This is a genomic window from Hasllibacter sp. MH4015, assembly GCF_020177575.1.
Taxonomy (GTDB): Bacteria; Pseudomonadota; Alphaproteobacteria; order Rhodobacterales; family Rhodobacteraceae; genus Gymnodinialimonas.
In genome coordinates, this window is record NZ_JAHTBK010000001.1 from 172,956 (window position 1) to 187,163 (window position 14,208).

16 protein-coding genes are annotated in these 14,208 nt (G+C 64.7%); 4 read left to right on the forward strand and 12 right to left on the reverse strand.

Features of this window, described 5'->3' with window-relative positions; all coding sequences use genetic code 11:
* Window positions 1-23: 23 nt before the first annotated feature.
* Both KUW62_RS01020 and KUW62_RS01025 read right to left on the reverse strand, forming a co-directional pair.
* Window positions 24-1,496, reverse strand: a complete 1,473-nt coding sequence (locus KUW62_RS01020; protein ID WP_224813657.1) for an ABC transporter substrate-binding protein — start codon at window positions 1,494-1,496, stop codon at window positions 24-26.
* A 74-nt stretch (window positions 1,497-1,570) separates the two neighbouring features.
* On the reverse strand, window positions 1,571-2,440 hold the full coding sequence (locus KUW62_RS01025; RefSeq protein ID WP_224813658.1) for a sulfotransferase: 870 nt from the start codon (window positions 2,438-2,440) through the stop codon (window positions 1,571-1,573).
* 134 nt (window positions 2,441-2,574) lie between these two features.
* Between KUW62_RS01025 and KUW62_RS01030 the strand changes: the two genes are divergently transcribed.
* Entirely contained in the window at window positions 2,575-2,775 is a 201-nt protein-coding gene (locus KUW62_RS01030) for a hypothetical protein (RefSeq protein WP_224813659.1), read from the forward strand.
* Window positions 2,776-2,784: 9 nt separating this feature from the next.
* Here KUW62_RS01030 and KUW62_RS01035 read toward each other — a convergent pair whose 3' ends face one another.
* Window positions 2,785-4,056, reverse strand: coding sequence for an acetylornithine deacetylase/succinyl-diaminopimelate desuccinylase family protein (locus KUW62_RS01035; RefSeq protein ID WP_224813660.1), 1,272 nt, complete (start codon window positions 4,054-4,056; stop codon window positions 2,785-2,787).
* 93 nt (window positions 4,057-4,149) lie between these two features.
* On the opposite strand from KUW62_RS01035, the gene KUW62_RS01040 reads away from it, so the two are divergent.
* Complete coding sequence (locus KUW62_RS01040) at window positions 4,150-4,410, forward strand: hypothetical protein (RefSeq protein WP_224813661.1); 261 nt, start codon at window positions 4,150-4,152, stop codon at window positions 4,408-4,410.
* 14 nt (window positions 4,411-4,424) lie between these two features.
* Window positions 4,425-5,033 carry a DUF1523 family protein gene (locus KUW62_RS01045; protein ID WP_224813662.1) on the forward strand — a complete coding sequence of 203 codons (609 nt, stop codon included), beginning with the start codon at window positions 4,425-4,427 and terminating at the stop codon, window positions 5,031-5,033.
* An 86-nt stretch (window positions 5,034-5,119) separates the two neighbouring features.
* Here the strand turns inward: KUW62_RS01045 and KUW62_RS01050 are convergent, their stop codons facing one another.
* From KUW62_RS01050 to KUW62_RS01075, 6 genes are all read right to left on the reverse strand, one after another.
* On the reverse strand, window positions 5,120-7,459 hold the full coding sequence (locus KUW62_RS01050) for an aldehyde dehydrogenase family protein (RefSeq protein ID WP_224813663.1): 2,340 nt from the start codon (window positions 7,457-7,459) through the stop codon (window positions 5,120-5,122).
* Window positions 7,460-7,741, reverse strand: coding sequence for a hypothetical protein (locus KUW62_RS01055; RefSeq protein WP_224813664.1), 282 nt, complete (start codon window positions 7,739-7,741; stop codon window positions 7,460-7,462).
* 3 nt (window positions 7,742-7,744) lie between these two features.
* Entirely contained in the window at window positions 7,745-8,026 is a 282-nt protein-coding gene (locus tag KUW62_RS01060; protein WP_224813665.1) for a hypothetical protein, read from the reverse strand.
* 6 nt (window positions 8,027-8,032) lie between these two features.
* The gene (locus KUW62_RS01065) at window positions 8,033-8,278 is read right to left on the reverse strand and encodes a hypothetical protein (protein WP_224813666.1); all 246 of its coding nucleotides are present in this window, start codon (window positions 8,276-8,278) and stop codon (window positions 8,033-8,035) included.
* Window positions 8,275-9,276 carry a deoxyribose-phosphate aldolase gene (gene deoC / locus KUW62_RS01070; protein WP_224813667.1) on the reverse strand — a complete coding sequence of 334 codons (1,002 nt, stop codon included), beginning with the start codon at window positions 9,274-9,276 and terminating at the stop codon, window positions 8,275-8,277. Before deoC ends, KUW62_RS01065 begins: the two co-directional genes overlap by 4 nt.
* Window positions 9,277-9,374: 98 nt before the next feature.
* The gene (locus KUW62_RS01075) at window positions 9,375-9,821 is read right to left on the reverse strand and encodes a DMT family transporter (RefSeq protein ID WP_224813668.1); all 447 of its coding nucleotides are present in this window, start codon (window positions 9,819-9,821) and stop codon (window positions 9,375-9,377) included.
* Window positions 9,822-9,921: 100 nt separating this feature from the next.
* On the opposite strand from KUW62_RS01075, the gene rpe reads away from it, so the two are divergent.
* The gene (gene rpe / locus KUW62_RS01080; protein WP_224813669.1) at window positions 9,922-10,602 is read left to right on the forward strand and encodes a ribulose-phosphate 3-epimerase; all 681 of its coding nucleotides are present in this window, start codon (window positions 9,922-9,924) and stop codon (window positions 10,600-10,602) included.
* Between the two features lie 102 nt (window positions 10,603-10,704).
* Here rpe and KUW62_RS19060 read toward each other — a convergent pair whose 3' ends face one another.
* The 3 genes from KUW62_RS19060 to ccrA form a co-directional block, all read right to left on the reverse strand.
* Window positions 10,705-11,097, reverse strand: a complete 393-nt coding sequence (locus KUW62_RS19060) for a thermonuclease family protein (RefSeq protein WP_224813670.1) — start codon at window positions 11,095-11,097, stop codon at window positions 10,705-10,707.
* A gap of 623 nt (window positions 11,098-11,720) precedes the next feature.
* Window positions 11,721-12,539 carry a hypothetical protein gene (locus tag KUW62_RS01090; protein ID WP_224813671.1) on the reverse strand — a complete coding sequence of 273 codons (819 nt, stop codon included), beginning with the start codon at window positions 12,537-12,539 and terminating at the stop codon, window positions 11,721-11,723.
* Between the two features lie 233 nt (window positions 12,540-12,772).
* Window positions 12,773-14,068 carry a crotonyl-CoA carboxylase/reductase gene (ccrA, locus tag KUW62_RS01095; RefSeq protein ID WP_224817011.1) on the reverse strand — a complete coding sequence of 432 codons (1,296 nt, stop codon included), beginning with the start codon at window positions 14,066-14,068 and terminating at the stop codon, window positions 12,773-12,775.
* Window positions 14,069-14,208: the final 140 nt, after the last annotated feature.

A 14,208-nucleotide genomic window follows, 5' to 3' on the forward strand; every position in this document is an offset into this window, starting at 1 on the left:
CCGAGGGCGAGGGGTTGGTCCTGTCACTGGGTCCAGCTGACGCCGGTGAGGTCGTTGGCCTGGGTGGGGGAGTTTTCCCACAGGCCGGTGATGTTGGCATTTGCCACGCCCGTTTTGGCCAGCTGGAACAGGTAGGCATTGACGTAATCGCCCGCGATCATCTCCTGCGCGGCCTGGTTGATGCGCGTCCGCTCCGCCGGGTCGGCGGTTACGGACAGCTCCTCCATCAGGGCCTGGAAATCCGGATTGTCATACTGGAAGTAGTATTCCGGGCGCGCGTAGATGTTGATGTCGGCGGGTTCGGTGTGGCTGACGATGGTCAGGTCGAAATCATAGCCGCGGAACACCTGCTCAAGCCATTGCGCCCATTCCAGGTTGGTGATCTCCGTCTCGATCCCCACATCACGGAGCTGGCTGGCGATGATCTCTCCCCCACGACGGGCATAGGACGGCGGCGGCAACATCATGCGCAGCGTAAGGTTTTCAACGCCCGCTTCGGCCAGCAATTCGCGGGCGCGGTCGGGGTTGAACTCGGAATTGCCCGTCAGATCCACGTAGTCGGGATTATGGGGCGCGAAATGGGTGCCGATGGGCGTGCCATAGCCGAACATCGCGCCGTCGATGATGTCCTGCCGGTTGATCGCGTGGCTGATCGCCTGCCGCACCAGCGGATTGTCGAGCGGTTCGGCCCCATTGTTCATGGCAAGGATCGTCTCCCCCTCGGTGGAGCCGACGATGACGTTGAAGCGGGGATCACCGTCGAATTGCGACAGGGTTTCGGGCGCGGGGAAGACCGGGAAAGCGTCCACATCCCCCGCCATCAGCGCGGCGAAGGCGGCGTTGGGGTCCGAGATGAAGCGGAACGTCACCTCCGTCAGGGCGGGGGCGTCGCCCCAGTAATCGTCGTTGCGCACAAGCGATACGCTGTCACCCTGTGCCCAGTTCTCGAACCGGAAGGCGCCGGTGCCGATCGGGTTGGTGGCGTTGGTCTCCGCCGAAGCGGGGTCGACGATCACCGCGTCCCCCCAGGCCATGTCGAAGAGGAAAGCGCCGTCCGGCCCGTCGAGCGTGATGGTGACGGTGGTGTCGTCCACGGCTTCCACGCTCACGATATTCTCGAACAGGGCGGTCTGGGCGTTTGTCGTATCGTCCGCGCGCGCCCGGTCGAAGGAAAAGACGACATCTTCTGCCGTCATCGCTTCGCCGTCGTGGAAGGTCACGCCGGAGCGCAGGTTGAAGGTGTAGACTGTCCCATCCTCCGAAATGTCCCACGATTCCGCGAGGCCGGGGATGACCGAGCCGTCGGCGGCAAAGCGTGTCAGCCCTTCGAAGACGTTGGAATAGACCACTTCGTCGATGGCCGCCGCCGCCCCGCCCGTGGGGTCAAGCATCGGCGGTTCAAGCTGCATCCCGATGGTGATGGTGGTCTGCTGGGCCATCGCGGGTGCGGCGCACAAAGCCAAAGCAGCCGCAGACAGGCGGAGGGTGCGGTTCATGGTGATCTCTCCCTGAAATTGTTGTTTTCCGCATTGTGCCGCAGGATCGGCGCGGAATCCCAGAGAAAACTGACCTAGCCCCAGGACCGTGGCGGCGTCAGGCCCAGATCCTTCAAGCCTTCAACCTGGGCCGCGACGTCGTCCGCGAACCGTTCGGCCAGCCCGTCCGGCATGGCGCGGGGCGGGGAAGGATTGACGACGCGCCCGATCACGTCCCCGGGCAGATCGTCGGGCGGAAGGTCCAGAAAGCGCACGATATCGGCGATGAACCCGGTGGGATCGGCGGGGATGCGATCAAAGAAATCCACCCGCAGGCAGTCGCGCGGAAGGGCGGCCTGCATCCGGGCGATGGCCGCGACATAGTTGGAATGATCGAGGTAATCGCCGCCGTGGCGTATGTGATCCTCCAACTCATCGAGGGACCATTCCTCCAGCTTCGCGCTCGCCTTTTGCATCTTGAGGTGGAACCGCACATGGGACCAAAGCCGGTCCAGCGGTTCGCGCAGGGTGTAGATGACGCGCAATTTTCCCGTGCGGGCGTGAAGGTCGGCCCAGGCCTGTTCCGGCAGCAAGGCGGTCAGATTGGAAAACTCCGCCACCCAGCGCGCATCGCCGCGATGCAGGAAAAGGTTGTTGAACCAATCATCGTCCACCGGCCCGTCGAGCCAATTCGCCGTCCAGCGCACGCGCTTTTGCAGCACCTTGGGGGCGGACACCTCCGGATCGAAGGCAAGATAAGCCTTGGCGCGCCGCATCCGGGCCTTGTCGGACAGGATGTCGGGGTTCAGGTGGCGCGCGAAGAAATAGTGAATCTCCTTCTCCCGACAGAAGTGGATGTCGGGGTGGCGGTGCAGCGCGTCGTAGATCCAGGTCGTGCCCGCCTTCATCGCGCCGACGCCCAGAAACAGGTGATCGAATACCGGGCCTTTGACCATCGCCAACATCCTCTCGCGCCCTTCTGGGCGGATTTCATCCACAGGTTTTCGCCCTGTCTGCTTGATTAAGGTCAAAGCGAGGTTAACGAATCGCTGTAAGAGGGATGGCACGACGATCAGGGTTTTCGGCAGACGGGGGTGTCATGACGGATACAGCTATCTCGGCAGAGGTATTGTCACTGGACGCGGACAAGATCGCCACGTTCATCCAGGAACACGCGACAGCAAGAACGCTCAGCGACGTGGTGCGGCGGTTGAACGACGAACTGATCGCCGGTGACCAGACAGCCAGCGAAATGGCGGCGCAAGCGTTGCAGCATCTGGGTTTCGTCGAAACCGTCTGACGCGCCCCGCTAAAGGAGCAGCTCCGCCAGGGTCAGCGCCATGACCTTGGCCGCATCTTCCATGTCCTGGATACCGACCCATTCGTCAGGCTGGTGCGCCAGGTCGAGGATGCCGGGTCCGTAGGCGATGCAATTCTTCAACCGCCCGATCCGGTCGATATGCTTCTGGTCGTAGGTCCCCGGTGACACGACGAATTCCGCTTGCGTGTTCAGCACCTTGGCAATCGCGCCCTGCACCGTCTTAACCACCGGCGCGTCCGGATCGGTCATGGTGGGCTTCACGTCCCACAGGTCGCGGATCTCGTAACGGAAATCGGGCCGCTCGGCGCGGATCTTTTCCAGCAGGTTCGTCACTTCGGCCTTCACCTCGTCCAGATCCTCCTCGATCAGGAAGCGGCGGTCGATGGTGATGGTGCAGCGGTCGGGCACGCAGGCCGCAGGCAGGCCGGTATAACCCTCCTCCTGCACCGGTTCGCCGCCATGGATAGAATTGATGTTGAGCGTCGATTGCTTCGCGCCTTCGGGGACCACGGGCATATCCGTTAGCTTGGTGGCGAGAAGCGGGAACAGCGTCGCCTCCATCTCCTCCAGCACCGCGCCCATGTGGCGGACGGCGCAATCGCCGAGAAACGGCATGGAGCCGTGGGCGATGCGGCCCTTGGTCTCGATCTCCGCCCACCAGACGCCACGGTGGCCCAGGCAGATGCGATCCTTGTTGAGCGGTTCGGGAATGATGACGTGTTGCACGCGGGCCGGGTCGAAATAGCCCTGCTCGGCCAGGTAGGCGACGCCGCCGAAGCCACCCGATTCCTCGTCTGCCGTGGCGGAGATTTCGACCGCACCCCTGAATTCGGGATGGGTGTCCACGAACGCCTCCGCCGCGATGATGGAGGATGCGAGGCCCCCCTTCATGTCGCACGCCCCGCGCCCGTAGATGCGGCCGTCCTCCACCTCCCCACCGAACGGGTCCCTGGTCCAGCCCTCGCCCACGGCGACGATGTCGTGGTGGGAGTTGAAGTGGACGCAATCGCCCGGCGATGCGCCGGCGCGCCGCGCCACGAGGTTCCAGCGGGGATACTTGGTGCTGTCGGCGATCGCGCCCTCGGCCCGGATCAGTTCCACCTTGAAATCGCGTTTCGCCAGCCGCTCGGCCAGGTAGACGCAGATTTGCCGGTAATTGCGCCCCGGCGGGTTCAGGGTGGGGATCGCGATCAGGTCGCGGGTGAGCTGGATCAGCTCATCCCGGCGGGCGGAGATGGCGGAGAGGAGCGCGTCGGACATGGGCGCAAACTTGCGCCGCGCACGATCTGGTCGCAAGCCCTGCCATTCGCCCTGCACTTGCCCTATATCCAGTGGAAGTGAAGGAGTGTCGCGATGCTGGTCCTTGGTCGTACGGTTTTGTTCATGGTGATCGGCCTTTCGGTCGTCTACCTGTGCCTGTTCTTCTATCTGCGATCCGGTGCCCGGATGCGGCTGGAAGAGGATTGGGTGCAGGAAGGCCGCCCGGGCGACCGCGACGCGTGGATCGACGAACGCATTGAACCGGTTGCGGCGCGGCTGCGGGTGTGGTTGGCCTTTTTCGTCTATGTGGTGCCGATTGTGGGCGTGGTCGCCTTCGTGTGGATCACGAATTGAAGGAAAGCTGAGACATGCGCTGGCCCCGGATCATAATCCTTCTGATCGTGCTGAGTTTTCTGGGCGCGTTTCTGCATTACACGCTGCCCCAGCGCGACATCGTGCGCATCGTGAACGTGGAATCGCGCCTGACCGAAGTGTCGGGGTGGACGCGGTGGTTCTTCGCCTCCCCCGATAGCGGGACAAGCCAGAGCACCCCCACGCGGGATCTGCGCCTGATCTCCACCGTGCGGCCCGACGGGTCGATCATGGTTTACCGCAACGAGGATACGGGCGTCCTTTGGCCGCCCTACCTGAAATTCGACAGCGAGGATTTGCAGGCCGAGGCCGCGAATCTGCAATCCACCGAAGCCGACCCTCGATGGGTCGCGGTGACCCATTACGGCTGGCGGTTCAATATCCTGTCGATCTATCCCAACGCGCTGGAGATTCACCCGGTCGAGGGGCCGGATGTGCAGCTGATCCCCTGGATGCCGTTCGCGGTGTTGTTCGTGCTGGCCCTGATCGCGTTCATGGCCTGGCGGATATGGGAGCGGTTCGAGGATCGGGTGATCGCGCCCGCGCTTGACGGCACACGGGTGCGGTGGGCGAAGTTCAAGGACCGCCTGTCCGGCCGCGGCTGACCTGTTTCGCGCCACCCGCCCCATCCTTGCTCCCTGAAAATGCCCGCTCGGGGGGGCGTAGCTTGCGTGCAAGCAAACCCGGTGGATCACTCGCCGTAGGGCACCCAGATCGTCTTGGTCTCCGTCGCGTGGGCAAGCGCGGTTCTCGGGCTCAGACTTGTCCAGTCCGGGTTGCCGGAATGGTTGATCCACGTCCGCTTGAGGTTCAGTGCGCTGGCCTGTTCCATCTCCGCCCGGTCGGCATGGGGGGAGAAGGACCAGAGCGCGTCGACATTCATGTGCGCGGCCAGGGTCGGGGCGACGTCGGCGTGGGTGCCGGTGACGATGTTCACGACCCCCGAGGGGACGTCGGACGTGTCGAGCACCTGGTAGAGGTCGGTCGCGGCCAGGGGCGCGGCCTCGCTTGGGGCCAGGACGATCCGGTTGCCCATGGAAAGCGCGGCACCAAGGAGCGTGACCGGCGCCAGAAGCGGCGCGTCATCCGGCGCGAGGGCGGCGATAGTGCCAACGGGTTCGTGCATGGCCAGCGCGATGCCCCGGATCGGGACGCCCTTGGCGGCCCCGTCGTATTTGTCCGCGAAGGCGGCGTAGGTGAAAAGCGTGGTGATTGCCGCGGCAACCTCCGCCCCCGCCTGGTTCGCGTTGCTGCCGGTAATCTCCCTGAGCCGCGCCGTGAATTCCTCCGCCCGGGCCGAAAGGTTCTCCGCGATATAGTAAAGGATTTGCGCGCGCAGGTGGCCGGTGGTCTTCGACCATTTCGCGGCCCCCGCCGCAGCCTCCACCGCGTTGCGGATATCCTTGCGATTGCCAAGGCCGGTATGGCCGATCAGCGCGCCCTTGCGTGTGTAATGGGCGCGGCTGTAGCCACCATCGGGGCGGGCCTGTTTGCCGCCGATATACATCTTGGCGGTCCGGTCGAGATCCGGGGCATGGGGCGTGTCGGGGGCCGGGTTGGGCGCTATGGCCTTGGCCGGATGGAGCTTGGCGGTCGGTTTGAGATAGGCCTCCAGCCCTTCCCAGCCGCCTTCGCGCCCGAAGCCGCTTTCGCGCACACCGCCAAAGGGGGCGGCGGCATCGAAGAGGTTGGTGGCGTTCACCCAGACCACGCCTGAGACCAGCTTGGGCGCGATGTCCAGCGCGAGGTTCAGGTTTTCGGTCCAGAGCGTCGCGGCCAGCCCGTAGCGGGTGTTGTTGGCGACCTCCACCGCTTCGGCCGGCGTGCGGAAGGTGGTGGAGACGAGGACGGGGCCGAAAATCTCCTCCTGCATCAGGGGCGAGGCAGTGGAGAGACCGGTGATCAGCGTTGGCGGATAGAAGCAGCCCCGTTCGGGGATCGCGATGGGGGCGTGGTGGATGTCGCCGTCGCTGGCCCCCACGAGCCGCGTGATCGTGTCGTGCTGGACCGGGTCCACGATGGCGCCGATGTCGATGCTCTTGTCGAGCGGATCGCCCATGCGCAGGGCGGCCATGCGGGCCTTGAGGCGGGTGTGGAAATCCTCGGCAATGCCTTCCTGCACCAACAGGCGAGAGCCCGCGCAGCAGACCTGGCCCTGGTTGAACCAGATCGCGTCCACCAGCCCTTCGATGGCTGAATCGATATCGGCGTCGTCGAAGACGATGTAGGGCGACTTGCCCCCAAGCTCCAACGTCAGCGACTTTCCCGTCCCGGCAGTGGCTTCGCGGATGCGGCGGCCCACATCGGTGGAGCCGGTGAAGGCGATCTTGTCGACATCGGCGTCAACGAGCGCCGCGCCGGTTTCCCCGTCCCCGGTGATGATGTTGACGACGCCGGGCGGCACACCCGCCTCCGCACAGATCTCGGCAAAGACCATAGCGCTGAGGGACGTGTATTCGGCGGGTTTCAGGACGATTGTGTTACCAGCGGCCAGGGCGGGCGCGATTTTCCACGCCAGCATCAGGAGCGGGAAGTTCCAAGGGATGATCTGTCCGCAGACGCCAAGCGGCGCGTGGTCCGGCATCTCGGTCGGCAGAAGCTGCGCCAGGCCCGCGTGGTAGTAGAAATGGCGGATCGCCAGCGGCACGTCGATGTCGCGGCTCTCCCGGATCGGTTTGCCGTTGTCGAGGCTTTCCATCACGGCGAGCAGGCGGGAATGCTTCTGCATCAGCCGGGCGATGGCATAAAGGACGCGGGCGCGGGCATGGCTGTCGCGCGCCCATTTCGGTTGCGCTTTGCGGGCGGCGGCGACGGCCTTGGCAACCTCGTCTGCCGTGCCCTTGGTCACACCGGCCAGCTTCTCTCCGCTCGCGGGGTTGTTGGATGGAAAGTCGTCTCTCAAGGGACCCCATTTGCCGCCGATGAAATGGCCCGCGATGCCGCCGCGATCGGCCAGCCATTTCAGCGCCTCGGCGGAGCTTTCCGGGGCGGGGCCGTATTCCATGGAATCGAAGATTTCTCGGGTGGTCATCTAGAGCCCCCTGTAGAGGATGAGGAAAGCGACGGCGATCAGCAGGACGATTGCGATGGCCTTGCGGATGCGCGCGCGCTGCGCGATGGCGGCATGGGGTTGCAGATCCGCGTCGTATTCGGATGCGGGTTGGGCGAACACATAGGCCGCGTCGAAGCGTTTGCGCTGGTCCGGCGTCAGGGTCGCGGTGGAGGCCGTTTCCTTCTGGTGCTCGGACCAGGCCATCCAGATCACGTAGAGCGTCAGGAGGGCGAGAATGATGGCGTTGAAGCTCAGCACCATCGCTCAGGCCCCAATGAAGATGTAGGCCGCGACGGAGGCGGCGATGGTGGCACAGGCGGCCAGCGTCACCGGACGCGCGCGGTCAGAGGCTTCGGCGACGGCGCGCAGCTCGTCCGGCATATCGGCGCGGTTCGCCTTCTTGCGATACTTCTGGTGGAAGCTCCGCGCCTGATCGACGGAGAGCTTCAGCGCCTCCTCCTTCAGCGGACGATTGGCGCGCATCATCAGCCACAGCGAGACGCCGACGACGATGAGAAGGAGGATGAAGTTGAAGTCGATGGGCATGGGCAATTACGCGATTTCCCAAGGCAGAGCTTTGTCATCCACAGCTTTTAATCTTCCTTCCTTGCGAAGGGTGAAGGCTGCCCATCTCATGTCGTATTGCCAGGTAAAAAAGAGATCGCCGCTTTGTCGAAGGTCCTGCTCATGTGTCTGCCAAATCCTTTTGGCGACCGATACCACATCGGAAGCGCCGCCCTCCGTGGCGAGCGCCTCCGAAACCCAATCCTTTAGATCGTGCTTAGTAGCCATTTTCATCCCATCCCATGCCGGTACCCGGCAGAATAGGCGCCGGTAACGTGGTGTTCTAACTGCCGCTCGATATCGCCCAGAAGCGACGACGCGCCGAAGCGGAAGAGGTCGGGTTGCAGCCAGCGATTGCCCAACTCCTCTTTCATCAGGCTGAGATAGACGAGGCTATCCTTGGCCTTGGAAATCCCGCCCGCCGGCTTGTAGCCCACCTTGTAGCCCGTGCGCGCCTCGAACGCGCGGATGGCGCGGATCATGGTGAGGGAGACGGGGAGCGTCGCGTTCACGCTTTCCTTGCCGGTGGAGGTCTTGATGAAATCGGCGCCCGCCATCATGCACACAAGCGAGGCCTTGGCGACATTGCGCAGGGTGCCAAGCTCACCGGTCGCAAGGATTGCCTTCACGTGGGCCTCGCCACAGGCGGAGCGGAACGCGCGCATCTCCTCGTAAAGGGCCTTCCAATTGCCGGTCAGGGCGTGGCGGCGGGAGATGACGATGTCGATCTCCTTGGCGCCTGCGGCAACGGACATCTCGATCTCCTTCACGCGCAACTCGAACGGGCTGAGGCCCGCCGGGAACCCGGTGGAGACGGCGGCGACGGGGATGTTGGTGCCCTGCAATGCCTCCACCGCCACGTCGATCATGTCGTGGTAGACGCAGACCGCGCCCGTTGTGATCGGCGGCAGGCCAAGGGCATCCAGCAGATCGGCGCGCACCGGCTGGCGGGCCTTGGCGCAGAGGCGACGCACGCGGCCCGCCGTGTCGTCGCCCGACAGCGTGGTCAGGTCGATGAGGGTGATCGCTTTGGCCAGCCACGCCGCCTGATGGGTTTTCTTGACCGAACGCCTGCCGGGAAGCGTGGCGGCGCGCCGCTCGATGGCGCTTGTATTGGCCTGGACGGAGGCTACCCAGTCGAGGTCCAGTTCCATGCCGTCATTGCGCGGCAGATGGACTTGGGGAAGCTGATCGGTTGCGGTCGTGGTGGCGGGGTGCAGCGTGTCGGTCATGGGAGGGCCCTTTGGCGTTGTCCAAGCGTCTCACGCGCGCGGCCCGAACGCAAGGTTGACCAAACGGTCAAAAAACTGCCGGGCGGGCGCATTCCGGGTCACAACCGGCTGAGGACAAGCCCCGCGGCCACCAGGGCCACCGCCGCGATCCGGGTCCAGCTGATGTCCCGCACCTGAAGGCCGAACGCCCCGATGGCATCGAGCGCCAGCGCCGCCGCAAGCTGCCCGAAAATCAGCGCGGCCACCATCGTGACGACCCCCAGCGTGCCGACCGACCAGACCGCCGCCCAGACATAGACCGCGCCAAGCGCCCCGCCGACCCAGGCCCACCACGGCGCGTCGGCCATCTGTCCGACGCTCGGCACCGCGCCGCGCAGAACGACGATCACCGACAGCACCACCGCGCCGACGATGAAGCTGATCGCTGCGGCCACCACGGGGTCGCCCGCAAAACTGCCCAGACGCGCGTTGATCGGGGCCTGGACAGCGATGCAGGCACCACCGACAGCGATGGCAAGCAGGGCGAACATGTATTGGGCGGTCATGGGAAACTCCGAAACGGGACGGGGCGACGATGCGCCGTTCGTGCGGAATTGCCAAGACGCCGCGCGCGGGCTAGGACCGCCGCAACCGGAGGATTTGCCCATGCCGTTTGATCGTTCCATCAAGATCGCGCCGTCGATCCTTGCCGCCGATTTCGCCAATTTCGGGGCGGAGGTGCGCGCGGTCGAGGCAGAGGGCGCGGATTGGATTCATATCGACGTGATGGACGGGCATTTCGTGCCGAACCTGACCTTCGGCCCGCCCATGGTAAAGGCGTTGCGGCCCCATGTGACAACCGTGATGGACGTGCATCTGATGATCACGCCGGTCGATCCCTATATCGACGCCTATGCCGATGCGGGTGCCGATGTCCTGACCGCCCATGTGGAGGCGGGGCCGCATATCCACCGCACGTTGCAGGCCATTCGCGGCGCGGGCATGAAGGCGGGCGTGGCGCTGAACCCCGGCACGCCTGCGGGGGCGGTCGCGCATGTTCTGGACCTGTGCGACCTGATTTGCGTGATGACAGTGAACCCCGGTTTCGGCGGGCAGAGCTTCATCGACATGTCCGCCAAGATCACCGAATTGCGGGAGATGATCGGCGACCGCGAGGTCCATATCGAGATCGACGGCGGCGTAGACGTGAAAACCGCCCCGCTGGTCGCAGGGGCAGGTGCGGATGTGCTGGTGGCCGGCTCGGCGGTGTTCCGGGGCGGGTCCGTGGACGATCCCTCACCTTATGGCGAGAACATTCGGGCGATCCGGGCGGCTGCGGGCGCATAGCCGGGTTTTCGCGCCGGATGCGCTGCACCCGCTGTCGGATGCTCCATGCCATTCGCGGCGGCGGGGCCCGAGCCCGCCCCACCCACGACCGCGCGACAGGCCCTAGCGATCTACCCCGTCCGCTTGCCGTGCATCGAACCTGTCCCAGACATGCATTCGGCCCTTTTGCCGGGCATCCGCCAGCCAGAGTTTCCGGCGCGCGTCGGAGGTCTCCAGCGCCCGGTAAAGGCCGCCTGAGAATTTCGGCCAGTCGAGTGCAAGGCCGAGTTTCACAAGCTCCGCCGAGAGATCACGCCCGTCGTCGAGAAAGCATTGGGCCACCGCGCGACCGTGATCGTCAAGCTCCGTGATTTCGGCGGTGATCATCTGGTTCTTGCAGAGCTCGAACATGGCCCATTTGGCGCGTTTTCCGAAGGGGTGGTTCATCTCGGGTGCGTCGATGCCGAAAAGGCGGATCTGGGTGCGCTTGATGCGGATCGTGTCACCGTCGACCACGTAGGCGCGTCCCCGCAAGGTCTGACCGTCCGGCGCAGGCCGCGCGTTCGAGGCCGAAAACGGCGCGGGCGGCGGGGGAGAGGGTGTGCGGGGAGAGGGAGGTGGGGGAGAGGGTGCGCGGGGAGAGGGCGAGGGAGGTGGGGGAGAGGGTGCGCGGGGAGAGGGCGAGGGCGAGGGTGACGGGGATGGAGGAGTGCGCGGCGGGGGAGAGGGACGGGCATCACGCGGCTCCTCCGGCCGGAAATCCGACGGAGGATGTCTACGCGCACCCCGTCGGAACACCGTGGCGGCAAGACCGACGATGAACCCGAATGCGAGGAGTAAGCCCAAGGCTTCCATTCTCGACCTGCTGTCTTCTGCCGGTATATCAAGGCGCTAAGCGCCCGTTGCGTCAAGTGTGGCGGGCCCGCCGAGGGGGCGGAGCGGCCCGTTGCGCCGGGTTGGTTAGGTCCGGCGGCCAAGGGGCGAGGCCCCTTTGTCTAGCTCTGGTCTGGCATCCCGTCCTGCACCCTCATCGGGTGGTCTATGGCCGGGATCGAACCGTCCTGATGCTGCAGCGGGGACGGTTTATGCCCTGGTTGGGTTAAGGAAGCGTGAAGAAAGCCCGCGCAAAATTCGGGCATCTAGACGATGGGCAGGCCCGTGGGGTCGACGCCGTGGCGTTTGCAGATCAGCTCCAGATAGGAATTCTCGGGCGGCAGGCCGCCGCATTCCTCCTTCACGAAGGTCCGGGTGCGCCCGTAGAAATGGACGGAATAGGCAGGCGGCAATTCGATCTTATTCAACGGCGCGTGGGGCGTGGTGAAGGGCTTCTTGCGCGACCGCATCCCGCCGTAGAAGTAATCCTTGGGCATGGCCAGCTTACCCTCGCCGCTTTCCCGCAGCATGTGGGTCAGAAGGCGCGGGCCGGACGTGGCCCAGGCGGTCAGCTCGATCCGGAACGGGTCCCCGCGCTTGAGCGCCTTGCCCGCCTCGCGCTGGTCGCGATCATTGGCGAATGGCAGGGGCGGGTTGTCCTGGTAGAAGACGTCAATACAGGCGTTGAGCGCCGGGCTGTCGGGGGGAAGGTGCAGGACGCCGTTGGCGATATCTTCATCTGGCACGGCGCCGTTTTCCGACGCGAAGACATGGGCGCCCTTGGGGAAATCGAACGCCTTCACGCAATAGGCGTCCATGTCGACCCAGCAGAACTCCAGATCCCGGATCATCACCAGGCGAAACAGGTCCGAGAAGACGCCGTTGAGGTGATAGGACGTGTCGTCAAGGGGGAAGGGCGCCTCCAGCAGGTCCCGGTAGTCGTAGAATTGGGCGGCCCGGGGCAGGGAAGCTGGCTTGCGGTCGCCGAACAGGACGAAGGTGTGGCCCGCATCGACATAGGATTGCGCCACGACCTGTTCCATGAACGACCAAGGCCGCCCGATCCAGAGGCTTCCGATCGTCATCAGGGGCGGGACAGGGGATGATGGTGTCATGGGCGGGCAGACTTGGGGCTTGGGTCGCGCCACCGTTGACCGGGCCTGCGCCTCGGTAAAGGGGTGGGGCGCTGAATTCCGCGAGATGCGGGATCACGGGCACAGTCTTCGCGCGCCGCATGGGAACCGGGGGCGGATGGCACGAAAAAACCCGCGCCCAATTGCTCGGGCGCGGGTCAGTCCTGGGGTGCATTCGGTTGAGATCAGGAGGCGGTCGGCCCGGCCTCCAACACGTCTTCAAGGGTGCGCAGGCCGGTCTTGGGGGCCTGAACAAGCACGGACATGTTGCCGGGCTTATGCTCATTGCGGAGCATCTTCATGTGCGCGCCGGGAAGCTCGTCCCAGGGGAAGACCTCGGACATGCAGGGGTCGAGCCGCTGCTGGACCATCAGGTCATTGGCGGCGGAGGCCTGCTTGAGATGGGCGAAGTGGGAGCCCTGCAGGCGCTTTTGGTGCATCCACATGTAGCGCACGTCGAAGGTGCAGTTGAATCCGGTGGTGCCCGCACAAATCACGACCATGCCGCCTTTCTTGCAGACGAGGGTGGAGACGGGGAAGGTCGCCTCGCCCGGATGCTCGAAGACCATGTCGACGTTCACGCCCTTGCCCGTGATGTCCCAGATCGCCTTGCCGAACTTCCGGGCTTCCTTGAACCATTCCGCGTATTCCGGCGTGTTCACGGTGGGGAGTTGGCCCCAGCAGTTGAAGTCCTTGCGGTTGATGACGCCCTTGGCGCCGAGGGACAGGACGAAGTCGCGTTTGGATTCGTCCGAGATGACTGCGATGGCGTTGGCGCCCGCGGTGTTGGCCAGCTGGATCGCGTAGGAGCCGAGGCCGCCCGACGCGCCCCAGATCAGGACGTTCTGGCCGGGCTTGAGGTCGTGGGGTTCGTGGCCGAACAGCATCCGGTAAGCGGTGGCGAGTGTGAGGGTGTAGCAGGCGGCCTCTTCCCAGGTCAGATGCTTGGGTCGGGGCATGAGCTGCTGGGCCTGCACGTTGGTGAACTGGGCGAAGGAGCCGTCGGGCGTCTCGTAGCCCCAGATCCGCTGGGAGGTGGAGAACATCGGGTCGCCGCCGTTGCAATGCTCATCGTCGCCGTCGTCCTGGTTGCAATGGACCACGACCTCATCGCCAACCTTCCAGCGCTTCACCTTGTCGCCCACGGCCCAGACGATGCCCGACGCGTCGGAGCCCGCGATGTGGTAGGGCGCGCCGTGGCCGTCGAAGGGAGAGATCGGCTGGCCGAGGCCCGCCCAGACGCCGTTGTAATTCACGCCCGCGGCCATGACGAGGACAAGCACTTCGTGGCTGTCGAGCACAGGCGTGTCGACGACTTCGACCTCGAACGCCTTGTCCGGCTCCCCATGACGTTCGCGACGGATGGTCCAGGCGTACATCTTGGGCGGGACGTAGCCCATCGGGGGCATTTCGCCCATCTCGTAGAGGTCTTTCATGGGCGCATCGTAGGGGGCGGTCTGCGTAGGGGCGTCCAGGGCCATCGTGCTCTCCGTCATCTGGTTTCCTCCGGCGGTCATGCCGCGCTGCGGAATCAATTGCTGCTGATGCGAGAGATATTTGTGGGTGAGCAATAATGCAATCAAGAAATACGCGTTTGGGTAATTTTATGTCGTGACGAGGC